The 22,578-nt window shown below is 72.5% G+C and carries 24 protein-coding genes; 13 read left to right on the top strand and 11 right to left on the bottom strand.

The annotated features are described in order from the left end of the window. Positions 1-80: 80 nt before the first annotated feature. The 3 genes from ACN4JJ_RS08680 to ACN4JJ_RS08690 all read left to right on the top strand — a co-directional run bounded on the left by ACN4JJ_RS08680 (position 81) and on the right by ACN4JJ_RS08690 (position 2,597). A complete protein-coding gene (locus tag ACN4JJ_RS08680) occupies positions 81-509 on the top strand; it encodes a Fur family transcriptional regulator (protein ID WP_440709508.1) in 429 nt (142 codons plus the stop codon). A 76-nt stretch (positions 510-585) separates the two neighbouring features. Further along, a complete protein-coding gene (locus ACN4JJ_RS08685; RefSeq protein WP_440709509.1) occupies positions 586-2,088 on the top strand; it encodes a catalase in 1,503 nt (500 codons plus the stop codon). Positions 2,089-2,171: 83 nt separating this feature from the next. Then, positions 2,172-2,597, top strand: coding sequence for a hypothetical protein (locus tag ACN4JJ_RS08690; RefSeq protein WP_440709510.1), 426 nt, complete (start codon positions 2,172-2,174; stop codon positions 2,595-2,597). An 18-nt stretch (positions 2,598-2,615) separates the two neighbouring features. Here ACN4JJ_RS08690 and ACN4JJ_RS08695 read toward each other — a convergent pair whose 3' ends face one another. From ACN4JJ_RS08695 to ACN4JJ_RS08720, 6 genes are all read right to left on the bottom strand, one after another. Then, positions 2,616-4,139, bottom strand: coding sequence for an aldehyde dehydrogenase family protein (locus tag ACN4JJ_RS08695; RefSeq protein ID WP_440709511.1), 1,524 nt, complete (start codon positions 4,137-4,139; stop codon positions 2,616-2,618). 11 nt (positions 4,140-4,150) lie between these two features. Continuing rightward, positions 4,151-5,296 (bottom strand): mandelate racemase/muconate lactonizing enzyme family protein, encoded by a 1,146-nt coding sequence (locus ACN4JJ_RS08700; protein WP_440709512.1) that lies wholly within the window; start codon positions 5,294-5,296, stop codon positions 4,151-4,153. Continuing rightward, the gene (locus ACN4JJ_RS08705) at positions 5,296-6,240 is read right to left on the bottom strand and encodes a dihydrodipicolinate synthase family protein (RefSeq protein WP_440709513.1); all 945 of its coding nucleotides are present in this window, start codon (positions 6,238-6,240) and stop codon (positions 5,296-5,298) included. The genes ACN4JJ_RS08700 and ACN4JJ_RS08705 overlap by 1 nt, the downstream gene beginning before the upstream one ends. Beyond that, positions 6,237-7,625, bottom strand: coding sequence for an MFS transporter (locus tag ACN4JJ_RS08710; protein ID WP_440709514.1), 1,389 nt, complete (start codon positions 7,623-7,625; stop codon positions 6,237-6,239). The genes ACN4JJ_RS08705 and ACN4JJ_RS08710 overlap by 4 nt, the downstream gene beginning before the upstream one ends. Before the next feature lie 98 nt (positions 7,626-7,723). Next, complete coding sequence (locus ACN4JJ_RS08715; protein ID WP_440709515.1) at positions 7,724-8,428, bottom strand: GntR family transcriptional regulator; 705 nt, start codon at positions 8,426-8,428, stop codon at positions 7,724-7,726. A gap of 91 nt (positions 8,429-8,519) precedes the next feature. Further along, positions 8,520-9,581 carry a PHP domain-containing protein gene (locus ACN4JJ_RS08720; protein ID WP_440709516.1) on the bottom strand — a complete coding sequence of 354 codons (1,062 nt, stop codon included), beginning with the start codon at positions 9,579-9,581 and terminating at the stop codon, positions 8,520-8,522. A gap of 93 nt (positions 9,582-9,674) precedes the next feature. On the opposite strand from ACN4JJ_RS08720, the gene ACN4JJ_RS08725 reads away from it, so the two are divergent. Continuing rightward, a complete protein-coding gene (locus ACN4JJ_RS08725; RefSeq protein WP_440709517.1) occupies positions 9,675-9,950 on the top strand; it encodes a PadR family transcriptional regulator in 276 nt (91 codons plus the stop codon). 94 nt (positions 9,951-10,044) lie between these two features. Here the strand turns inward: ACN4JJ_RS08725 and ACN4JJ_RS08730 are convergent, their stop codons facing one another. The 3 genes from ACN4JJ_RS08730 to ACN4JJ_RS08740 are packed head-to-tail and all read right to left on the bottom strand — an operon-like array spanning position 10,045 to position 11,719. Next, entirely contained in the window at positions 10,045-10,488 is a 444-nt protein-coding gene (locus tag ACN4JJ_RS08730) for a hypothetical protein (RefSeq protein WP_440709518.1), read from the bottom strand. Continuing rightward, positions 10,485-11,150 (bottom strand): Asp23/Gls24 family envelope stress response protein, encoded by a 666-nt coding sequence (locus ACN4JJ_RS08735; RefSeq protein ID WP_440709519.1) that lies wholly within the window; start codon positions 11,148-11,150, stop codon positions 10,485-10,487. The genes ACN4JJ_RS08730 and ACN4JJ_RS08735 overlap by 4 nt, the downstream gene beginning before the upstream one ends. Further along, positions 11,147-11,719 carry an RNA polymerase sigma factor gene (locus tag ACN4JJ_RS08740; RefSeq protein WP_440709520.1) on the bottom strand — a complete coding sequence of 191 codons (573 nt, stop codon included), beginning with the start codon at positions 11,717-11,719 and terminating at the stop codon, positions 11,147-11,149. The genes ACN4JJ_RS08735 and ACN4JJ_RS08740 overlap by 4 nt, the downstream gene beginning before the upstream one ends. Positions 11,720-11,895: 176 nt before the next feature. Here ACN4JJ_RS08740 and ACN4JJ_RS08745 point away from each other — a divergent pair, with 176 nt between their 5' ends. The 9 genes from ACN4JJ_RS08745 to ACN4JJ_RS08785 all read left to right on the top strand — a co-directional run bounded on the left by ACN4JJ_RS08745 (position 11,896) and on the right by ACN4JJ_RS08785 (position 20,480). Further along, positions 11,896-12,339 carry an Asp23/Gls24 family envelope stress response protein gene (locus ACN4JJ_RS08745; protein WP_440709521.1) on the top strand — a complete coding sequence of 148 codons (444 nt, stop codon included), beginning with the start codon at positions 11,896-11,898 and terminating at the stop codon, positions 12,337-12,339. After that, the gene (locus ACN4JJ_RS08750; protein ID WP_440709522.1) at positions 12,336-12,533 is read left to right on the top strand and encodes a DUF2273 domain-containing protein; all 198 of its coding nucleotides are present in this window, start codon (positions 12,336-12,338) and stop codon (positions 12,531-12,533) included. The genes ACN4JJ_RS08745 and ACN4JJ_RS08750 overlap by 4 nt, the downstream gene beginning before the upstream one ends. After that, entirely contained in the window at positions 12,530-12,955 is a 426-nt protein-coding gene (locus ACN4JJ_RS08755; protein ID WP_440709523.1) for a hypothetical protein, read from the top strand. Before ACN4JJ_RS08750 ends, ACN4JJ_RS08755 begins: the two co-directional genes overlap by 4 nt. Further along, on the top strand, positions 12,952-13,647 hold the full coding sequence (locus ACN4JJ_RS08760) for a DUF6286 domain-containing protein (RefSeq protein ID WP_440709524.1): 696 nt from the start codon (positions 12,952-12,954) through the stop codon (positions 13,645-13,647). Before ACN4JJ_RS08755 ends, ACN4JJ_RS08760 begins: the two co-directional genes overlap by 4 nt. Then, positions 13,644-14,246 (top strand): hypothetical protein, encoded by a 603-nt coding sequence (locus ACN4JJ_RS08765; RefSeq protein WP_440709525.1) that lies wholly within the window; start codon positions 13,644-13,646, stop codon positions 14,244-14,246. The genes ACN4JJ_RS08760 and ACN4JJ_RS08765 overlap by 4 nt, the downstream gene beginning before the upstream one ends. 124 nt (positions 14,247-14,370) lie before the next feature. Beyond that, the gene (locus ACN4JJ_RS08770) at positions 14,371-14,544 is read left to right on the top strand and encodes a CsbD family protein (protein WP_440709526.1); all 174 of its coding nucleotides are present in this window, start codon (positions 14,371-14,373) and stop codon (positions 14,542-14,544) included. Positions 14,545-14,632: 88 nt separating this feature from the next. After that, positions 14,633-15,004: a hypothetical protein gene (locus tag ACN4JJ_RS08775; protein ID WP_440709527.1), complete on the top strand. Its 372-nt coding sequence runs from the start codon at positions 14,633-14,635 to the stop codon at positions 15,002-15,004. Beyond that, entirely contained in the window at positions 15,001-19,149 is a 4,149-nt protein-coding gene (locus tag ACN4JJ_RS08780; protein WP_440709528.1) for a Pls/PosA family non-ribosomal peptide synthetase, read from the top strand. Before ACN4JJ_RS08775 ends, ACN4JJ_RS08780 begins: the two co-directional genes overlap by 4 nt. Then, entirely contained in the window at positions 19,146-20,480 is a 1,335-nt protein-coding gene (locus tag ACN4JJ_RS08785; RefSeq protein WP_440709529.1) for a M1 family metallopeptidase, read from the top strand. Before ACN4JJ_RS08780 ends, ACN4JJ_RS08785 begins: the two co-directional genes overlap by 4 nt. A gap of 172 nt (positions 20,481-20,652) precedes the next feature. Here the strand turns inward: ACN4JJ_RS08785 and ACN4JJ_RS08790 are convergent, their stop codons facing one another. Together ACN4JJ_RS08790 and ppk2 are read right to left on the bottom strand one after the other, a co-directional pair. Beyond that, a complete protein-coding gene (locus tag ACN4JJ_RS08790; protein WP_440709530.1) occupies positions 20,653-21,486 on the bottom strand; it encodes a 4'-phosphopantetheinyl transferase family protein in 834 nt (277 codons plus the stop codon). An 8-nt stretch (positions 21,487-21,494) separates the two neighbouring features. Further along, positions 21,495-22,415: a polyphosphate kinase 2 gene (gene ppk2 / locus ACN4JJ_RS08795; RefSeq protein WP_291054592.1), complete on the bottom strand. Its 921-nt coding sequence runs from the start codon at positions 22,413-22,415 to the stop codon at positions 21,495-21,497. Positions 22,416-22,578: the final 163 nt, after the last annotated feature.

Raw genomic sequence — 22,578 nt, forward strand, 5'->3', positions numbered from 1 at the left:
CTGCGAGAGGTCACCAGGGCGACACGCCGACGGTAGCCGCTAATTATGAATTGTTCATAATTAGCGGCTACGGTCGTTCCATGACCATCGAGCTGGAGACGCGCATCCGGGAGGCCGGGCTGCGCGTCACCGGGCAGCGCCTGGAGGTGCTGCGGGTGCTCGAAGAGCTGCCTCACGCCGACGCCGACGCCGTGCATCGCCGGGCTGCCGCCGAACTGCCCGGGTTCTCGTTGCAGGCCACCTACGTCGTGCTCAACGCGCTGACGGAGGCGGGGCTCATCCGCCGCATCGAGCCCGCCGGTTCGCCGGCGCGCTACGAGCGGCGCATCGGCGACAACCACCACCACGTGGTGTGCACCGGATGCGGCGCCGTCGAAGACGTGGACTGCGTGCACGGGGCCGCGCCCTGCCTCACGCCCGCGTCGACCGGCGGCTTCCGGGTGACCACGGCCGAGGTGACCTTCTGGGGCCTGTGCCCGGCCTGCCAGGAGCTCCAGGCCGGATCATGAAGGTCGAGGCCCGGCCGGACCGTCCAGGCCCGGTCAGGAAAGGCGAGTACAGATCATGAAAACGAATGAGGAGACCATGACCGACAACTACACCACCACGAATTCGGGTGCCCCTGTCGCCAGCGACGACCACTCGCAGAGCGTCGGCGCCGACGGACCCGTCGTCCTCCACGATCACTACCTCGTCGAGAAGCTCGCGCAGTTCAACCGCGAGCGCGTTCCCGAGCGCGTCGTGCACGCCAAGGGCGGCGGCGCCTTCGGCACCTTCACCACCACCGGCGACGTGAGCGCCTACACCCGCGCCTCGCTGTTCCAGCCCGGAGCATCCGTCGAGATGCTGGCCCGCTTCTCCACCGTCGCCGGCGAGCAGGGCTCGCCCGACACCTGGCGTGACCCGCGCGGCTTCGCCCTGAAGTTCTACACCGACGAGGGCAACTACGACCTCGTGGGCAACAACACCCCCGTCTTCTTCATCCGCGACGGCATCAAGTTCCCCGACTTCATCCGTTCGCAGAAGCGCCTGCCCGGCACGCACCTGCGCGATCACAACATGCAGTGGGACTTCTGGACCCTCTCGCCCGAGAGCGCGCACCAGGTGACCTGGCTGATGGGCGACCGCGGCCTGCCCGCCTCCTGGCGTCACATGGACGGCTTCGGCTCGCACACCTACCAGTGGATCAACGCCGCGGGCGAGAAGTTCTGGGTGAAGTACCACTTCAAGACCAACCAGGGCATCGAGATCCTGTCGCAGGATGCCGCCGACCAGATCGCCGGCGAGGATGCGGACTTCCACATCCGCGACCTCTCCGAGGCGATCGCGCGGGAGGACTTCCCGTCGTGGACGCTCTCGGTGCAGATCATGCCCTACGCGGATGCCGCGAGCTACCGCTTCAACCCCTTCGACCTCACGAAGGTGTGGCCGCACGCCGACTACCCGCTGATCGAGGTCGGCACCATGGAGCTCAACCGCAACCCGGAGAACTACTTCGCGCAGATCGAGCAGGCCACCTTCGCGCCCTCGAACTTCGTGCCCGGCATCGCGGCCTCGCCCGACAAGATGCTGCTCGCCCGCATCTTCAGCTACGCGGATGCGCACCGCTACCGCGTGGGCACCAACCACGCGCAGCTGCCGGTGAACGCGCCGCACGCGACCACGGTGAACTCGTACTCGAAGGACGGCGCGATGCGCACCGACTTCCGGGACGCCGCACTGCCCGTGTACGCGCCGAACTCGTTCGGCGGCCCGCACGCCTCGCCCGAGCGGCACGGCGACGACTCCGGCTGGGAGTCGGACGGCGAGCTGATGCGCACGGCGGCCACGCTGCATCCGGAGGACGACGACTTCGGCCAGGCCGGCACCCTCGTGCGCGAGGTGCTCGACGACGCCGCCCGTGACCGGCTGGTCTCGAACATCGCCGGCCACGTCTCGAAGGTGACCATCCCGTCGCTGCGCGAGCGCGTGCTGCAGTACTGGGCGAACGTCGATCCCACCCTCTCGGCCCGCGTCGCCGCCGCCCTGGAGCCCTCGGCCCCCGGCGCCGGCGTCGCCCCTGAGCAGGTGGGCATCGGCCAGGCGTAACGTTCTCGCCTGCCCTTGACGGCGGCCGCGACCTGGAACCCGGACGGGTGCGGGCCGCGGCCGTCGTCGTTAGGGTGGCGGGCATGAGCGCAGGGGAATCGGAAGACGCAGGGATGGCCCGGTACGTGGTCGGCGGGGTGGTCGGCGGACTGCTCGTCGGCGTGGTCGTCGGGATGCTGGTGCCCTCGATCGGTGCCGGGTTCGGGATCGGCATCGGGATGGCCGTGGGCATCGTGGTGGCGGTCATCGCCTGGGTCGCGCGGCGGCCCGGCCGCCCGTCCGGCTCGCGGGACCGGTCGGATGCGGGCGGGGGAGCTGTCTTCGTCGACACCGGGAGTTCGAGCGCCGGCACGCCTCACGGGCAGCGCGGCGACGGTGACGGGGGCGGACCGGGTGATGACAAGGGCACGCCTGGCGACTCCGGCGGTGACTCCGGTGGCGGTGGCGACTCCGGCGGCGGTGGGGGCGACGGTGGAGGGGGCGACGGCGGAGGTGGCGGAGGCGACTGACCCCGCCACGACCGCACGTCAGGCCTCGGGCAGCACCAGCACGCCGTCGACGCGGCGCGGGATCGCCGAGGCGCCGTCGCGCAGTTCCGGCGGCAGCTCCGCGGCCGGGGCGTTCTGCCAGGCCACCGGCCGCAGGTAGCGGCGGATCGAGGTGGCGCCCACCGAGGTGTGCACCGAGTCGGTCGAGGGCCACGGGCCGCCATGGTTCTGCGCCCACGCCACGGCGACGCCGGTGGGGTACTGGTCGTAGAGGATGCGCCCCACCCGCGCCGAGATCGCCGCCCGCGCCGCGGGCACGCCGGTGTCGCCGGGTTCGAGGAAGAGCGTGCCGGTGAGGGCGCCGGGAAGCGAGGCGAGCATTCGGGCGGCGTGCTCGTCGTCGCGGTAGCGTGCCACGACGGCCACCGGGCCGAAGGTCTCCTCGGCCAGCTGCGGCGCGAGGTCGTCGCCGCTGAACTCGATCAGGGCCGGCGGCGTGGTGCCGGCCGCCGCGTCGGCCTCGACATCGGAGGCGCGGGACGGACCCGCCGCCAGCCGCGCGCCCGGAACGGCCGCGAGAGCCGAGAGCCCCTTCGCGTAGGCCGCCGCCATGCCCGCGGTCAGGGCCGGCTTGGCGGAGGCGTCGGCGATCGTGGCTGCGAGTCTCGCCACGAGCGCGTCCCCGTCAGGGCCCACCGGCACGAGCGCCACTCCCGGCTTGGTGCAGAACTGGCCGCCGCCCAGCAGGATCGAGCCGCCGAGACCGATGCCGATCGAGTCGGCGCGCGCCGCCGCGGCCTCGGGCGACACGAGCACCGGATTGATGCTGCCGAGCTCCCCGTAGAACGGGATCGGCTCGGGCCGGGCGTCGGCCAGCTCGGCCAGCGCCCGCCCGCCCGCGGGCGAGCCGGTGAAGCTCGCGGCGCGGATGGCCGGCGCCTGCACGAGGTCGATGCCGGCCTGGTAGCCGTAGACCACCGAGACGGCGGTGCCCACCAGCGGCGACGTCACCGAGGCGATGATCGACCCCACCAGAGCACTCGTCGCGGGATGCGCCGGATGCGCCTTCACCACGACCCCCGAGCCGGCCGCCAGCGCGGCCGCCGTGTCGCCGCCCGGCACCGAGAAGGCGAGCGGGAAGTTGCTGGCGGCGTACACGGCCACCGGCCCGACCGGAACGAGCAGGCGCCGGAGGTCGGGGCGCGGACCCATCGGGGTGTCGCCGGCGTGGTCGATGACGGCTTCGAGGTACGAGCCCTCGCGCAGCACCTCGGCGAAGAAGCGCAGCTGGTAGGCCGTGCGGGTGAGCTCGCCGTTCAGGCGCACCGGCCCGAGGGCGGTCTCCGAATCGGCGGTGGCCACGATGCCGTCGCGCCGCGCTTCGAGGGCATCGGCGATCGACTCGAGCAGCCCGGCCCGGCCGAGGCGCCCCAGGGCGCCGAGCGCGGTGGTGGCCCGCGCCGCGGACTCGACGGCGGCGGCGAGGCCCGCGGCATCCGTCTCCTCGATGTCGAGCGGATGCTCCGCCCCGGTGGCGGGGTTCGTGCTGATGATCTGCGTCATGGTCTCGTCTCTCACATCCAGGCCGTCGAGCCGTCGGGCTTCACCGGCACGCGTCGCTCCCAGTGCACCCAGTCGTCGTGCTGCAGCGCCTGCTCGTCGATGGTGATTCCCCAGCCGGGCCGATCGGCCCGCAGCTCGAGATGGCCGTCGACCGGCTCGTAGGGGTCGTGGCACCAGGCCACCGGGTCGGGCTTGTACTCCAGGATCGAGAAGTTCGTGGTGGCGGCCGCGAAGTGCACGTTCGCTGCGGTCGCCAGCGGGCCGAGCGGGTTGTGCGGCGCCACCGGCACGTAGTGCGCCTCGGCGAGGTGCGCGATCTTGACCATCTGGGTCAGCCCGCCCACCACGCAGATGTCGGGCTGGATGATGTCGGCGCCCTGCACCGACAGCAGCCCGAGGAACTCGTTCGGCGAGTACAGCGACTCCCCGGTCGCCAGCGGCACCGACAGCGCCGAGAGCTCGGAGCGGATCCGGCCCCAGGCGGGCAGGTACTCGGGCCGGATCGGCTCCTCCAGGAAGAGCGGATCGTGCGGAGCCAGCGCCGCCCCGAGTGCCACGGCCTGCTGGGGAGACCACAGGCAGGCGTGCGCGTCGAACGCGAACTCCCAGTCGAGCGGATGCGCCTCCCGCACCTGCCCGAAATACCGCCCCAGTTCCGCCGCGACGACGCCGAAACGGTGCCGGTGCAGCTCGGTGCGGTACGGGCTCAGCTTGAACGCGGTGAAGCCGTGGCTCTCGTTCAGCGCGGTTGTGCGCTCGAGCAGCTCGGGAACATCCGGAGCCGAGTACAGTCCGGCGTACACCCGCACCCGGTCGCGCACGGCCCCGCCGAGCAGCTGGTACACCGGCAGGCCGGCGGCCTTGCCCGCGATGTCCCACAGCGCATGGTCGATCGCGGCCAGCGCGGCGAGGCCGAGCGCGCCCGGCGGGAACCGCGAGGACTGCAGCAGCAGCTGCGCCACGAAGGAGGTGCGGCGCGCGTCGATGCCCTTGATCTGCTCGAACAGGTACTCCAGCAGCGGCGGGAAGGCGAGGTCGGGCCCGTGGTTGTACACCTCGGCCCAGCCCTCCACGCCGTCGTCGGTGGTGATCTTCACCAGCACCCGCGGGCGGTCGCCCACCCGTTGCAAGTAGGTGTCGAGTCTTTCGATCCGCATCAGGCGCCCGCCCCCACGGGGGAGCCCACGCCCGCGGCGGCCCAGTCGGCGATCGACTCGCGCACCTCGTCGCGCGCGGCGGCGGTGAGCGGCGCGCTCGGCGGCCGCACCTCGCGGCGGCACAGCCCCAGCTGCTGCATGGCCTCCTTCACCACCGACACGTTGTCGGCCGAGCGGTCGCGCGCCCGCAGGAACTCGAACTGCCGGATGCTGCGCCAGAGCTCCTCGGCCCCGCTCGCGTCACCGCGCTGCAGGGCGGCGAGCATCGCCAGCGACTTCTCGGGCACCACGTTCACCAGGCCCGAGGTGAAGGCGCGGGCACCGCCCTGCCAGTAGGCGGGCGCGTACGACTCGGCGAGCCCGGCGATCCAGAGCACCTCGGATGCGGTGTGCTCGGCCACCTCGGAGCGGGTCGTGGCGAAGACGACCGGATCGGGCACCGAGTACTTCAGGGCCACGACGTTGGGCGCCGCATCGATCAGCCGGGCGATCTGCCGCCCGGTCACGATCGGCGTGCTGAGGTAGGGCACCACGCCGATCTCGGGCACGGCGGTGGCGATCGCGAGGTTGTAGTCCACCCAGCCCTCGGGCGAGAGGTAGGGCAGCACCGGCTGGTGGATCATGATCGCGTCGGCACCGGCGTCGCGGGCGAAGCGGGCATCCGCCGCCGCCGTCGCGATGTCCAGGCCCACGCCGCCGATGATCACCGCGGAGCCGGCCGCCGCATCCGTCACCGTCTGCAGCACCGCCCGCCGTTCCTCGGGGGAGAGCGCGTAGAACTCGCCCGTGTTGCCGTTGGGGGTGAGTGCGGTGACCCCACGGTCGACCAGGCGCCGGATCAGTTCGGCGAGCAGCGGATGATCGATGGCTCCCGACTCGTCGTACGGGACGACGGGGATGCCGACGACGGTGGACAGGCGCGCGATCAGGGCGTCGCGGTTCATGAGGGGGTCCTTTCGGTGGCGGGCGAAGACGGGGTGAGGGGAGTGCCGCCGGCGTCGACGTCGTCGAGCGCCACCACCGGCTTGATGCGCACCCAGAAGCCGTAGATCGCGGCGCTGATCAGGCAGCTGAGCGCGGCGAACACCAGCGGGCCCATGTAGGAGTTGTTGCTGAAGGTAAGGAACAGGCCGATCGCGATCGGGCTGATCAGGTTGCCCAGCTGCGATCCGAAGTTCTGGAAGCCGGCCACCGAGCCCACGGTGTCACGCGACTCGGCCACCTCGGCGGGCAGGCTCAGGATGGCGGCGCCGGCGAAGGAGTGCGCGGCGCTGGAGACCGTGAGCACCACCATCACGAGCACGTTCGACTCGATGAAGGGGCTGAAGCCGATGCATGCCGAGAGCACGAGGCCGGCGATGATCGGGATCTTGCGCGCAGCCCCGGCGGAGACCTTCCCGGAGGCGAGCAGGCGGTCGGAGACGATGCCGCCGAGCACGGTGGCGCCGATGGCGATGACGGCCGGGATGGCACCGACGAGGCCGAACTCCTCTTTCGAGAGCCCGCGGTCGTTCAGCAGGTAGCTGGGGTACCAGGTGAGGAAGAAGGCGCCGGCCAGCGAGCGGAAGACGTAGCCGAGCATCAGCGCCCACACCTGGTTGTTGCGCAGCAGCGCGCGCCAGGGCTTCTTCTCGCCGGTCGCCGCCGCGGCCACCATCTCGCCCTGGTCGGAGTTGATGTACTCCAGCTCTTCGGCGTTCACTCGCTTGTGCTTCTCGGGTGCCCGGTAGACGGCCAGCCAGCCCACCACCCAGAGCGCGCCGATCACGCCGATCAGCAGGAACGCGAAGCGCCAGCCGGCGAACACCGCGAGGGCGGTGACGACCGGGATCGACAGCGCCGTACCGATCTGCTGCCCCATGTCGAACAGGCTCGAGGCGAAGGCCCGCTCGCGGCGGGGGAACCAGCGCGAGACGACCTTCACGTTCGCCGGCTGCACCGGGGCCTCGCCGATGCCGAGACCGAGGCGGAACACGATCGTCGAGACGACGCCCGTGGAGAGCGCGGTCAGGGCGGTCCAGATCGACCACCAGCCGACGGCGATCGGGTAGATCACCCGCGGACCGAACTTGTCCAGCAGCCAGCCCGACGGGATCTGGAACAGCGCGTAGGTCCAGAAGAACGACGAGAGCAGCACGCCCTGGATGGCCGGGCCGATCTCGAACTCCTCCGCCATGAACGGCAGGGCCACCGCGAGGGCGGCGCGGTCGAGGTACGCGATGGTCAGGCCGAGGGCCGAGAAGCCCACGATCGTCCAGCGCATGTTCGATCGCCGTCGGCGGATCGCCGAGGCGGGTGTGGGGGCGGGCTTTGTATCATGGTGAAGCATCGTTGCTCCTTCGTAAGCAATGGTGGTCGCTCCGGTTGGAGCGGTGAACGACGGGGCGGCTCGGGAACTTGGCGGTGAACGAGCCGTCTCCTTTCCTGTTAGTCGAGCCCTCCCTCTTCGGTGTCGGCGCTCGGCGGCGCATCGGGGCGGTCGGCCTGGGGGCCGATGATCTGTCTCCGGGCGAACCCTCCGATGTGCTCGTGCACGAGACGGGCGGCCCCCTCGGAGTCGCCGGATCGGGCGGCGTCGAGGATGCGAAGGTGCTCGCCGGCCTCCTGCTCCCACGAGGCGCTGCGGGCCCAGGATCCGGCCGAGATGAGCGCGATCTGGTCGCGCAGGCCGTCGAGTGCCTGGAGCAGCAGGGGGTTGCCGCAGTTCCGGTACAGGGCGCGGTGGAACGCGCGGTTGGCGATGCTGCGCTCGGAGCCGTCGGTCGCGGCCTGCGCCCGGGCGAGTGCCTCGGCCGCCTCGTCCAGGCCCGCGCCGGTGGCGACGCTGCGGCGAACGGCCTCGGGTTCGAGCAGCAGGCGCATGTCGTAGATCGCGACCGCGTCGTCGTCGGTGAACGCGCGCACGGTCGTGCCGGTGTACGGGCGGATGACCACGAGCCCGGTGCTCTCGAGCGTCTTGAGCGCCTCGCGCACCGGCGTCTTCGAGACGCCGAGGCGGCCGGCCAGCTCCGATTCCACGAGCGACTGGCCCGGGGCCAGCTCGCCGTTCAGGATGGCGCCCTTGATCACCTCGAGCACGTGGGCGGTGCGGGAGCTCGCCGAGATCGGCTTCAGCGGCGACGACACTGTCATGCGGATCTCCTTCGACGACTCTCGTACATCATATATGACCGGCGGGAAAGCGCAATCGCGCCGACCCGCTCCCCGCGCGAGCTCCGGGGAATCAGGAGCGGGCGAAGGCGAGGAGCTCGTCGACGGGCCAGGTGGTGATGATGCGCTCGGGCGGGATGTCCGCCGCTTCCGCCCGGGCGGCGCCGAGGCCCAGGAAGCCGAGGTGGCCGGGGGCGTGCGCGTCGCTGTCGATGCTGAACAGGCATCCGGCGTCCCGGGCGAGCGCGATCAGCGGGTCGGGCGGATCCTGCCGCTCCGGCCGCGCGTTGATCTCCACCGCCACCCCGTTCGCGGCGCAGGCGGCGAACACGCGCTCGGCGTCGAAGTCGGAGGGCGGCCGGGTTCCCCGCGAGCCCTTCACGAGCCGGCCCGTGCAGTGGCCGAGCACGGTGGTGCGCGGATGCTCGATGGCCGCCAGCATCCGCCGGGTCATGGTCTTCTCGTCGGCGCGCAGCTTCGAGTGCACGCTCGCGACCACGACGTCGAGCCGGTCGAGCAGTTCGGGCTGCTGGTCGAGCTCGCCCGACTCCAGGATGTCGACCTCGATGCCCGAGAGCACCCGGATGTCGTCGTACCGCCCGTCGAGCTCGGCCACGAGGTCGAGCTGCTCGCGCAGGCGCTCCGCGGTGAGGCCGTGCGCGATGGTGAGGCTCGGCGAGTGGTCGGTGACGGCCAGGTACTCGCGGCCCAGCCGGCGCGCGGTGGCCACCATGAGCTCGACGGGCACCGTGCCGTCGGACCAGTCGCTGTGCGTGTGCAGGTCGCCACGCAGTCCTGCCGCCAGACCGGAGACCGCGTCACCCGGGCCGCTCCCCGCGTCGGCGCGGTCGCGCAGCTTCTGCAGGTAGTCGGGCACCACACCCTCGGTGGCCTGCTGCACCACCAGGAAGGTCGAGTCGCCGATGCCCTTCGTGCGCCGCAACCGCCCGTCGGCCACCCGGGCGGCGATGTCGTCGGCGGAGAGCGGATCGAGAACCGCCGCCGCGCGCCGGAACGCCTTCACCTTGAACGAGGGCGCCAGCTCCCGCTCGAGCCGGAACGCGATCTCGTCGAGGGCCTCGCCGGGGCCGGGCGCCCCCGCCGATCCCGCCTGCCCGCCGCGTGCATCCGCCATGCCCTCCAGTGTGCACCCGCGACCGCCGCCGTGCCCGCTCCGCGCCCTCTCCGTGCCCTCCCCGTGACGGGCATCCCGTATAGCGTTGGCCCCATGGAACCGTTGCAGCGGGTGACCGCGCCCACCCTCGACGTGCTCGCCATCCTGCTCTCCGCCGGCGCCGATCCGATCTTCGGCCTCGAGATCATGAAGCGCTCGGGCCGCCCCTCCGGCACGATCTACCCCATCCTGGAACGTCTCGAACGCCAGGGCTGGATCACCTCCACCTGGGAGGAGAACACCACCACCCAGCTGCACCGCCGCCGCGTCTACACCTTCACCCCCGAAGGGGCCGAGGCCGCCCGAGCCCTGGGGAACGACGGAACCTGATCCGGTTCGGGGGCGACGACGGATCGGGGGCCCGAATGTGGGCTGCGGCTCCGTCGTTGCCGGGCGGGAAGGGGAACCCGCGGCGCAGGAGCGCTCAGCCGATGGCGCCGACGTGCACGCGGATGCTCGCCGCGGGCGGGAGCCCGGTCACGGCCAGGTGGTCGCGCAGGCGGTCGTGCACCGTGCGGCAGAGCCCGGCCGCCGAGGCGGAGGCGTCGACCCCGATGGTGACCGAGATGCTCAGTGCGTCCGGTTCACCGGACACGGCGACCGGTTCGGCGATGGCCGCGGCCGCGGTGGCCGGCCCACGTGCGGCCACCGCGAGCACCGCCGAGACCAGCGACGCCGGGGCGCTGCGGGCCGGGTAGAGCGCGGTCACGCCGGGAACCGCGCTCACCAGTGCGGCCAGCTCGCGCGCCAGGTTCCTCTCGGCCGGGTTCGTCCCGGCCGGCTCTGCGGCGGCGGCATCCGTTCCGGCCAGGGCGGCGGTGGTGGCGGGCGCCTCGGAAGGCTCGGGGGCGGGTGTCGTCAGGCTCATGCGCGCTCGTCTCCGTTCGGGTCGTCGGGAACGACGGATGCGGGTGCCGGCAGCAGGTCGTGCACGATCACGTCGACGCCCGCCAGCACCAGCTCGGTGTGCCGGTCCAGGGCGACGATCACGGCGTCGCGCAGAGCCGCCGCGGCATCCGGAATGGAGGTTCCCCAGAGCGCACTCGCCTCGATCCGCACCGTGATCGGCTCACCGGGCAGCGTCACGTCGCCGTCGAGGCTGCAGCGCCCGATCACGAGCCCGGGGATGGCGTCGCCCGCGGCCCGCACGAGCCCGCGCACCGACCCCTCGGTGAGCGCCAGGTCGGCCGACGGGTCGGGATGCGACACCGGGATGCGCCGCCCGGCCCGGGCCTCGCGCCCGATGCTCTGCAGGATGCCGCTGATCCAGTTCTCGTCGGGAGCCGGCTCGTTGGAGGCCTCCGACTCGAGCAGCGTCGTCGACACCGCGCGCAGGCGCGCCAGGGCGGCGAGCGCGATCTGGCAGCCGGCGGAGCCGTCGATCGAGAGGTCGGCGGGCTTCCGGCCGGCGTCGAGGTAGTCGCTCAGCTCGTCGATGGTGTGGCCGTCGAGGTCGTCCGGCTCGAACGACGCGAAGGCGGAGCCGGCGGCGGAGGCCGGGGAGGACGGAGCGGTCTGCGGGTCGGTCATCGCCATTCCTCCATCTCGCGGATCAGGTTCTTGCGGGCGCGGGCGATCAGGCCTCTCACGGTCGACGACGGCAGATCGAGTTCGCCGCCGATGTCCAGGTAACTGTAGCCCGCGACCTCGCGCAGCACCCAGCATCGCCGCTGATCCTCAGGCAGCCGGGAGAGCGCCGCCGAGAGCGCCTCGTCGAGCGAGTTCACCTGCGCGCGGGCCTCCGGAGCGTCCGAGGCAGGGGCCTCGTACTCGTGCTGGTCGATGTCGGCGTGCTCCCGGCGGGCCCGGATGCGGTCGACCGAGCGGTTGGCCACGATCCGCATCAGCCAGCTCTTCACCGAGGCCAGCTCCTCGAGCGAGGGCAGATGCTGCCAGGCCTGCAGGAAGGCCTCCTGCACCACGTCGTCGACATCGGCGTTCGAGCCCAGGATGCGCCGGGCGTACACCCGCATCAGCCGGCCGTAGCGGCGCACGAGCACCTCGAACGCGCGCACGTCGCCGTCCGAGGCGCGGCCCGCGAGGGTGCGGTCGTCGACGTCTTCCAGCGCGGGGCCGGGGGCGGGGCGGGAGACGGGCACGACCTCATCCAACACCTCGCACGAGGTCCGCGAAACATTTTTCGGGATGTGTGTGACGAATCGGCGCCTCGTCTCGTCCTACGGGTAAGAGCCTCCAGTCCGGGGGCCACGACCTACCGGGACGCGGTACCGCAGCGACCATCGTGCGATCCGTCCCCCTGACCGAGGAGCCCATCATGGCCAACACGACGACCCCCACTCCCGCCACCGTCGGATCCGCGACGCCCACCACCACCCAGACCGCACTCGGCAAGACCGTCATCAACGACGGCGTCGTGGCCAAGGTCGCCGGCATCGCCGCTCGCGAGGCCCGCGGCGTGTACGCCCTCGGCGGCGGAGCGGCCCGCGCGTTCGGTGCGATCCGTGAGGCCGTGGCCGGCACGGACCAGACCCAGGGCATCAGCGTCGAGGTCGGCGAGACCCAGGTGGCCGTCGACGTCACCATCGTCGCCGACTACCCCACCCCGCTGCAGGACGTCGCCGACGGCGTGCGTGCCGGCATCATCCGCGCCGTCGAGACCATCGTCGGTCTCGAGGTCACCGAGGTCAACGTGACCGTCAACGACGTGCACCTGCCCTCCGACGACAAGGACGAGGCTGCCGAGGCGCGAGTCCAGTGACCGCCTCCGCCACTCGCACCGGAATCCTGGTCGGGGCGGTCCTCGCCCTCACCTGGGTCGTGCTCGGCTTCTGGGCCTTCTTCTTCGTCGCCGTGGCGATGGCGGTCGGCGCTCTCATCGGCCGCATCGTCGAGGGCAAGCTCGACGTCTCGGCCCTGGTCGGCGCCTTCCGCGGAAAGCGCTCCTCCTCGTGAGCGCCGCCGCGATCCCGCCCGCCCCCGCCGTGGCCGCGCAGGCGCCCGACCGCGACCGGGGCCGGAACCGGATCACGGCGAAGGCCCTGAACCGCATCGTCTCGGCCATCGCCGCCGAGGCCCTCGACGTCGAGGGCCTCGGCGTCGGCGTCGAGCTGGGTGACGACAAGGGCCTCCTCGCGGTGGCCGTCACCAGCCCCATCCGGGTCCCCTCGCTCGAGGGCATCCGCGCCGCCGGCTCGCTGCCGGCCGGCTCCGGCGGCACCGTGCTCGAGCGGGCCGGCGCGGCCCAGGACAGCATCCGGGATCGCGTGCCCGCGCTGACCGGCTCCACCGTGGGCCGGGTGACGGTGCGGGTCGCCCGCGTCGACATCCGATCAGAGAAGCGCGTCGACATCCGATCAGAGAAGAGAGTGCGATGAGCATCACCCAGTCACCGGATGCGGCCACCGCCGCGGCATCCGGAGCCGACAGCGGGGCTCCGGCCGCCCGCACGGGGGCCGGTCGAGCCGCCGACGCCGCTCCGACGGGCCGTCCCGACCACACCGGCGTGCACCGCCGCGTCAGCCGCCGGGAGACGCATTCGCCGCGCTCGCTGCTGGCGATCGTGCTGGCCGTCGTGCTGATCGTGGTGCTCGCCTGGATCGGCACCGAGATCGTGCTGTCGCTCCTCGGCTCCGGCGCGCTGCTCGTGGCCCCGGCGGACATGTTCTCCTCGGCGCTGAACCTCCCGGCGCTGCCGACCGCCCTGCTCGCGGCCGCCGGCATCGTCGTGGCCGTCATCGGTGTGCTGCTCCTCGTCGCCGCCGTCTCGCCCGGCCGTCGTGCCCGGCACACCCTGGCCTCCGAACGGAGCGCCGTGGTGATCGACAACGAGGTGATCGCCTCGGCACTGGCCCGGCACGCCTCGCTGGCTGCCGACGTCGACCCCGACAACGTGACCGTCTCGGTCTCGCACCGTGTCGCCGAGGTGCGGCTGGTGCCGAGCGCCGGCCGGCCCGTCGACCGGGCCGCCGTGCAGTCCGAGGTCGACGAGCGCCTCGCCGATTACGACCTGCGGCCCCGCCTGCGGGCACGGGTGCGGGTCGCCGAGCAGTCGAAGGTGGGCGCATGAACGCCACCAACCGGGCCCTGAACCGGATGCTCGTCTTCGTCGTCGGCCTGCTGCTCGCGATCGTGGGTGCCGGGGCTGCCGCCCTCGCGCTCGTCCCGGTCGTCCGGGACGCCTGGGTCGGCGCATCCGGAACCGTCTCCTCGCAGGTGACGGGATTCCTGCAGGGCAACCCGCTCGGCGACACCGGAGCGAGCTGGCCGCTCGCGGCCGCGCTCGTGCTGCTGGTGCTCGCGATCGTGTTGCTGATCGTCTTCGTGGTGCGCCAGGGCGGCGGCCACACCCGCACCGCCGTCACCGAGCGCGCCGACGACGGCACCATCCTCGTCGACTCCTCGGTGGCCGAACACACCCTCGAAGACGCGCTCGCCACGCACCCGGAGTTCGTCGCCTCGCACGTCTCCACCTACGCCGTTCGGCACGAGCCCGTGCTGAAGATCTCGGTCACCTGCCGTCGCGGAGTCTCTCCCGCCGACGCCTCCCGGATCGTCGACGACACCCTGACCGCGCTCGACCGGCTGCTCGGCCGGGAGCTGCCGGCCCTCGTCCAGCTGAGCGGCGGGTTCCGTGCCCGCGTCCGCTCCACCACACGGCTGCAGTGAGTCCCCCGCCTCACTGCAGTCCCGACCTCCCTCCCCACCGACTGCCGGTTCTCAGCCGGCAGTCGGTTCGGGAGGGTAGTACAGGGAACACCACCGAAGAACACCCTCGAGAAAGGAACGGATCATGAGTGCATCCGACAAGATCGGCAACGCCGCCCAAGACCTGGCCGGCAAGGCCAAGGAGGCCGTCGGCAAGGTCACCGGAGACGACCAGAAGGTCGCCGAGGGCAAGGGCGACCAGGTCGGCGCCGACGCGAAGAAGGCCGGCGAGAACGTCAAGGACGCCTTCAAGCACTGAGCCGCCCTCGCGCACGAGTCGGATGCCCCGTCGCCGGATTCCGGCCGGGGCATCCGATCGTTAACCTTCGTCGTGCACAATGACCCCCATGTCCAAGAAAATCGATTCCGCGCTCTCCAAGCTGACGGAAGCGCTGAAGCACCATGCCGAGGTCGTCTCCGCCGACAAGGTGCGTGCCGACAAGGTCGCCCGCGCGAACGCGAAGGTGCGCCGCGCGGCCGCCGCCTACGCCTCGGCCGTCTACTCGCGCACCGCGACCGAGAGCCCGTTCCTCGACATCCCCGACCCGCGGCTCGCCGAGGAGACCGTCGCGTCGCTGAAGGCGGAGCGCGACGCCATCAAGGCGCGCAAGTCGGCCGCGAAGGATGGCGCGAAGGGGAGCGCTCCGAAGCACGGCGCGGCCGAAGACGCGGCGCCCGAGAGCTCTGACGAGGCAGCGACGAGCGACTCCGGATCGTGAGCCCCGCCGCGGCCCCCGGGCGCCCTCAGGCCGTTCTCGACCGGAGCGCGGAGGCCGCGCCGCCGCGCACCCTGCTCGATGTGTTCCGCCGGTCGGTGGCCGAGCATCCCGAGGTCTCGGCGCTCGAAGACGCCCGCGGCGCGCTGAGCTATCGCGAGCTGATGGCGCGCGTGCTCGCCACCGCCGCGGAGCTGCACGCGGCGGGGGTGCGCCGCGGCGATCGCGTCGGCATCCGGATGGAGTCGGGGCGTCGCGAGCTGTACATCTCCATCCTCGCGGTGCTGGCCGCCGGGGCCGCCTACGTGCCCGTCGACGCCGACGACCCCCAGGAGCGCGCCGACCTGGTGTTCGGCGAGGCCGCCGTGGCCGGCATCATCACGGGCACGGGCCACTACAGCCCGCGGAGTGCTGCGCAGCCCGAGCCGGTTCCGGATGTCGCCACCGCGGTCGTCGCATCCGGGACCGACGTCGCCGCCCTCACGCCCGCCGAGGCCGGCACGCGCCTGTTCGCCCGGGTCGAGCCGCCGCACGCGAGCACGGCGGCGCTGCCGATCCTCTCGCCGCCGCGGCCCGAGGACGACGCCTGGATCATCTTCACCTCCGGCTCCACCGGCACGCCCAAGGGCGTCGCCGTGAGCCACCGCTCGGCCGCCGCCTTCGTCGACGCCGAGTCCCGCCTGTTCCTGCAGGCCGAGCCGATCGGCCCGGGCGATCGCGTGCTGGCCGGTCTCTCGGTGGCCTTCGACGCCTCCTGCGAGGAGATGTGGCTCGCCTGGGCGCACGGCGCCTGCCTCGTGCCGGCCCCGCGCTCGCTCGTGCGCAGCGGCATGGATCTGGGCCCCTGGCTGATCACCCGCGACATCACGATCGTCTCGACCGTGCCGACGCTCGCCGCCCTGTGGCCGGCGGAATCGCTCGAGAACGTGCGCCTGCTGATCTTCGGCGGCGAGGCCTGTCCGCCCGAGCTGGGGGAGCGGCTCTCGAGCGGCGGCCGTGAGGTGTGGAACACCTACGGCCCCACCGAGGCGACCGTCGTGGCCTGCGCCGCCCCGCTCGGCGGCCCCGGACCGGTGCGGATCGGTCTGCCGCTGGACGGCTGGAACCTGGCGGTCGTCGATGCGTCCGGAGCGCGCGTGGGCGAGGGCGAGATCGGTGAGCTGATCATCGGCGGCGTGGGCCTCGCGCGCTACCTCGACCCCGCGAAGGACGCCGAGAAGTACGCGCCCATGCCGAGCCTCGGATGGGAGCGCGCCTACCGCTCGGGCGACCTGGTGCGCTTCGACAGCGAGGGCCTCGTCTTCCAGGGCCGCGCCGACGACCAGGTGAAGGTCGGCGGCCGGCGGATCGAGCTCGGCGAGATCGAGTCCGCCCTGCAGCAGCTGCCGGGCGTCTCGGGTGCCGCCGTCGCCGTGCGCACGACCGCGGCCGGCAACCAGATGCTGGTGGGCTACCTCGTGGCCGCCGATCCGCAGACCTTCGACCGCGACGACGCCGTGCGACGCCTGCGCGAAGAACTGCCCGCCGCCCTCGTGCCGCTGCTCGCCGTGCTCGACGACCTGCCCACCCGCACCTCGGGCAAGGTCGACAAGGCCGCCCTGCCGTGGCCGCTTCCCGGCATGGCCGGCAGCACGGAGGGGGTCGGCGACGCCGGGAGCCTCGACGAGCTCGACCCCGGCCTGCGGCAGGTGGCCGCGCTCTGGACGGCGGTGCTCGGTGCCCCCGTCACCGACCCCGCCGCCAACTTCTTCGATCTCGGCGGCGGATCGCTCGCCGCCGCCCAGCTGGTGGCGGGCCTTCGCGAGATCGACCCGGAGTTCACGGTGGCGGACGTCTACTCGCATCCGCGGCTCGGGGCGATGGCCGCCGAGATCGCGCTGCGCGTGCCGGGGTTCGCCGATCCGCAGGGCGAGGCGGGCTCCGCATCCGGCACCGGCTCGGACGGCCCCTCCGTGAGCGAGACCCCGCTCCGGATGCGGGTGCTGCAGACCGTGCTCGGCGTGCCGCTGTTCGTGCTCGCGGGCCTCCGCTGGCTGGTCTACCTGCTCACGGCCTCGGCCATCCTCCAGCCCTTCGGCGACTTCGCCTTCCTGCCCGTCGTGCCCTGGTGGGCGCTCGTGATCGGGCTCGTCCTCTTCGCCACGCCCTTCGGCCGCATGGGCATCTCGGTTCTCGCCTCGCGGCTGCTGCTGCGGGGCCTGCAGGGCGGCGACTACCCGCGCGGCGGCCGCTGGCACCTGCGGCTCTGGCTCGCCGAACAGATCGCGCACCAGGTCGGCGCCGTCAGCCTGGCCGGTGCCCCGTGGATCAACTACTACGCCCGCGCGCTCGGCGCCCGCATCGCCGACGACGTCGACCTGCACTCCCTCCCGCCCATCACGGGCCTGCTCACCGTGGGCCGTGGCGCCTCGATCGAGCCCGAGGTCGACCTCTCCGGCTACTGGATCGACGGCGACACCGTGCGTGTCGGTGCCGTGCGCATCGGCGCCGGCAGCACGGTCGGCGCCCGCAGCACGCTGCTGCCGGGCACCCGTATCGGCAAGCGCGCCGAGATCGAGCCGGGATCGTCGGTGTTCGGGCGGGTGCCCTCCGGCCAGCGCTGGGCCGGCAGTCCCGCCCGCCGCGTCGGCAAGTCACGCGAGTGGTGGCCGGCCGAGCGGCCCGCCCGCAAGACGGGTTGGCTCGTGGCCTACGGCGCCTCCTCGGTGGCGATGTCGCTGCTGCCCCTGCTCGCCTTCGCCGTCGGCGGCGTCATCGTGGCCGCATCCATCGAGGGATCCGCGTCCCTGGCCGAGGCAGCGGCCCGCAGCGCCCTCGCGCTGGTGCCCGCCACCCTGGCCGCCGGAGTCGTGCTCGCCGGCCTCGTTCTGCTGACCACCCGCCTGCTCGGCCTCGGCGTCACCGAGGGCATCCACGCCGTGCGCGGCCGCATCGGCTGGCAGCTCTGGTCGACCGAGCGCCTGCTCGACCTCTCGCGCACCATCCTCTTCCCGCTCTATTCCGGGCTGTTCACGCCGGTCTGGCTCCGGATGCTCGGGGCCGAGATCGGCCGCGACGTCGAGGCCTCGACGGTGCTGCTCATCCCAGCCATGACCACCGTGCGCGACGGCGCCTTCCTCGCCGACGACACCCTGGTGGGATCCTACGAACTCGGCGGCGGGCGGATGCGCGTGGCGCGCGCCGAGATCGGCGAACGGGCCTTCCTCGGCAACTCGGGCATGGCCGCGGCCGGTCACACCGTGCCGCGCGACGGTCTCGTGGCCGTGCTCTCCTCCGCTCCGCGCAAGGCGAAGGCCGGGTCCTCGTGGCTGGGGTCACCGGCCGTGCGTCTGCGCCGCACCGTCAACCAGGGCGACCCGAGCCGCACCTTCTCGCCGCCGGCCCGGCTGCGGGTGGCCCGCATCCTGTGGGAGCTGTGCCGCATCCTGCCGGTGTTCGTCACCTGCGCCATCGGCCTGGGCGTGCTGTTCGCGCTCGCGGCGCTCACGTCGGCCTTCGGAGTGCTCGTGGCCGCGCTGCTCTCGGGCGTGGTGCTGCTGGCGGCCGGAGCGGTGGCCGCGCTGGTGAGCACGGTGGCGAAGTGGGTGCTGATCGGGCGCATCCGGGCGGGCGAGCATCCGCTCTGGTCGGGGTTCGTGTGGCGCAGCGAGGTGTCGGACACCTTCACCGAGATGGTGGCCGCGCCCTGGTTCGCGCAGGCCGCTGCGGGCACGCCCGCGCTGGTGTGGTGGCTGCGCAGCCTCGGTGCGCGGATCGGCCGGGGCGTCTGGATCGACACCTACTGGCTGCCCGAGGCCGACCTCGTCACCCTCGCCGACGCCACGACGGTCAACCGCGGATGTGTGGTTCAGACGCATCTGTTCCATGATCGAGTCATGAGCTTGGACACGGTCATCCTCGAACGGGGCGCGACGCTCGGCCCGCACAGCGTCATCCTGCCGGCCGCGCGCATCGCGACCTCGGGTACGGTGGGGCCGGCGTCGCTGGTGATGCGCGGTGAGCTGGTGCCGCGCGGATCGCGCTGGAGCGGCAACCCGATCGGGCCGTGGCGCGAGGTGCGCACCTCGGAGTACCGCTCGCCCGAGGCGATCTCGGCGGCCGTGGCCTCCGCCTCCGCCTCCGCCTCCGCCTCGCAGGGTGCCGCGTGATCGGGCGCGGTGTCGCGTTCTCCGGAGATCCCTACACGCCGGGCGTCGGCACCTGGTCGTACCGGGTGCACTCCTACGACCTGACGCTCGACTACCGGGTCGAGACGAACCGCCTCGATGGCGTGGCCGTGCTGCAGGCCGAGGCCGTGGTGGAACTCGACCGCATCACGCTCGACCTCTCCAAGCTCAAGGCCTCGAAGGTGTGGCTCGACGGGCGGCGCCTGCCGCGGCTCAGCCAGAGCACCCACACCCTCACGATCCGTCCCGACGCCCCGATCGCGGCCGGAACCGCGTTCGAGCTGCGGATCGAGTACGGCGGGCGGCCCGGCCCGCGGCGCAGCACTTGGGGTCACATCGGCTGGGAGGAGCTCGACGACGGCGTGCTCACGGCCTCGCAGCCCTCCGGATCCTCCACCTGGTTCCCCTGCAACGACCGGCCGGGCGACAAGGCCGCGTACCGCATCCGCCTCTCCGCCGAGCAGGAGTACACGGTCGTCTGCAGCGGCGAGCTGCTCGAGAAGAGCACCCGCAGCGGCCGCACCACCTGGCTCTACGAGCAGACCGCTCCGACCGCCGCGTACCTCGCCACGGTGCAGATCGGCCGGTACCAGCGGCGAACGGATGCCCCGGGCCGCGCCCGCGGCAAGCCGCCCGTGCCCGTCGACTACGCCTATCCGGCCGCGCTCGACGCCCGGGCCTGCGCCGACTTCGACGGCCTCGCGCACATGCTGCGGTTCTTCGCGGCGACCTTCGGGCCGTATCCGTTCTCGCGGTACACGGTGGTGGTCACCGAGGACGAGCTGGAGATCCCGCTCGAGGCGCAGGCGCTGGCGATCTTCGGGGCCAACCACGTCGACGGCGAGGGCGGGTCGGAGCGGCTGATCGCGCACGAGCTGGCGCACCAGTGGTTCGGCAACAGCGTGGGGCTGGCGGCCTGGAAGGACATCTGGCTGAACGAGGGCTTCGCCTGCTACGCCGAGTGGCTGTGGTCGGAGGAGGCCGGCGGGCCCTCGGCGGCCGCTCTGGCGACCGAGCACCACGCCCGGTTGCGCGCCGCCCCGCAGGATCTCGTGATCGGCGAGCCGGGCGCCGCCTCGATGTTCGACGACCGCGTCTACAAGCGCGGCGCCCTCACGCTGCACGCGCTGCGGCTGCGCCTCGGCGACGCCCCGTTCTTCGCGCTGCTCACCGCCTGGACGGCGGAGCACGCCCACGCGACGGCCGACACGGCCGCCTTCGTGGCGCTCGCCGAATCCCGAACCTCCCTCCCCCTCCAGGACTTCTTCGGCGCCTGGCTCCACACGGAGTCCCTCCCCGCCCTCGCCCCCTGAGGCCCCCCCTCCCCTCCCCTCCCACACCCTCCCACCGCGACTTGCCATAACTTGTGGCAAGTCGCCCCCGAATACGGCGACTTCTGCCAAGTCGGCGCCCGCAGACGGCGACTTCTGCGAAGTCGGCGCCCGTAGACGGCGACTTCTGCCAAGTCGTCGGCAGGCGTGCGGGTCAGGCGGGGGACGGATGCGCCCGGTGGGCGGTGAGGTCGTCCAGGGGGAGGCGCTTCCAATTGATGACAGGGACTACCGGCTTATCGGGCTTCTGCGCCTTGCCGTCCTTGCTGCTCTTGCCCTCCTTCGGCGCGCGGAGGCCGATGGCCACGCTCGCGCGCACGGCGGGATCCAGCCGCAGGTCCGCGATCGCGAAGCGCGGTGCGGGTTCCTCCCTCGGGTTCTCGGCCGGGGCGGTGCCCGGTACTCCCGGCGCGGGCGGCAGCGTCGCCGTGATCGCCCCCTCGCCGGAGGCGATCCGCACCTCCGCCGGGTCGAGCGTCAGCCCGCGGCCGTCGGCCTTCAGCGCGGCCTCCATCCGGGTCCAGTGCTGCACCGGTTCCCAGTTGCGCCCGGCAGGACGCGCGGCGGACGGGATGAGCGCACTCACCGCGGCCAGGCCGGCGGTCGTCGCATCCGCGGGTTCGACGTCGATGCCCACGGGTCCGCGCCACATGGCCGCCACGGCGACCCCCGCGGCGCAGTGCGCGATGCTCAGGCTGATCCGCCGGCCCTTGGCCGAGCGCAGTTCCGCCTCGGGACGCCCGTGCGGCCCGCCGCACACGGCGCAGTGGGCGCTCACCACGATCTCGGCCGGCGGAAGCGCACCGTCGAGCAGCTCCGACGCCAGCATCCGGATGGCGGCCCGCCCCACCACGAACCTCCCTGCGGCGGACTCGTCCGCGGTTCCCGCGAACCGCTCGCGCTCCGCCGCGCTCAGTAGCGGCAGCAGTGCCTGCACCGCGTCGGGCGCGACGACGCCCGCCGGCAGCGGCGTCCACCGCACGTGCACCCGGGGAGTCATCGCAGAGGCCGGTGCTCGCCGCGCTCGTAGACGTCGACGGCCGATCCCACGATCGAGGCGTCGGGCACCCCGGCGACCTCGGCATCCTTGTCGTCGTAGTCGAACAGGCTCAGCACGTGCCGCATCGCCTCGATGCGGGCGCGCTTCTTGTCGTTGGACTTGACCACCGTCCACGGCGCGGTCGCCGTGTCGGTCGCGGCGAACATCGCCTCCTTGGCATCCGTGTACCGCTGCCACTTGTCCAGCGACTCGAGGTCCATCGGCGAGAGCTTCCACTGCCGCACCGGGTCGACCATCCGGATGGCGAAGCGGGTGCGCTGTTCGTCAGCCGAGACCGAGAACCACAGTTTCACGAGGTCGATCCCGGATCCCGTCAGCATCGACTCGAACATCGGAACCTCGCGGATGAACTCGGCGTACTCCGCGTCGCTGCAGAAGCCCATCACGCGCTCGACGCCCGCCCGGTTGTACCAGGAGCGGTCGAAGAACACCATCTCGCCGGCGGCCGGCAGGTGCTTCACGTAGCGCTGGAAGTACCACTGCCCGGCCTCGCGCTCGGTGGGCTTCTCGAGCGCCACCACGCGAGCGCCCCGAGGATTCAGATGCTCCATGAAGCGCTTGATCGTGCCGCCCTTGCCGGCGGCGTCGCGCCCTTCGAACACCACCACGAGCCGTCGCCCGTCGCGCTTGATCCAGTTCTGCAGCTTCAGCAGCTCGATCTGCAGCAGACGCTTGGTGCCCTCGTACTCGGTGCGGTCCATCCGCTGGTCGTAGGGGTAGCCCTCGCGCCAGGTGTCGACGGCGCTGCCGTCGGTGCGCACCAGCACGGGGTCGTCATCGTCGTCGTCGCGCACGCTGTAGCCGAGCAGGGAGTCCAGCGCCGGGGGGACGGCCTGGCCGCCCGAGAGGATCGTCACGCCGGAACCGTACCCCTCCCAAGCGAAGCGCAAGTGAACGGACGGGGTCGCTTCGCCGCGCCTCCGTCAGAGTGCAGCGGGACCGGGCCCCCAGGCCCCGATCAGCGGATGCGACGCTGCGCTGTGCGGTGGATCGAACCCGAAACGACCGGCCGCACAGCGC

It is taken from the genome of Herbiconiux dendrobii (assembly GCF_052048175.1).
Taxonomy (GTDB): Bacteria; Actinomycetota; Actinomycetes; order Actinomycetales; family Microbacteriaceae; genus Herbiconiux.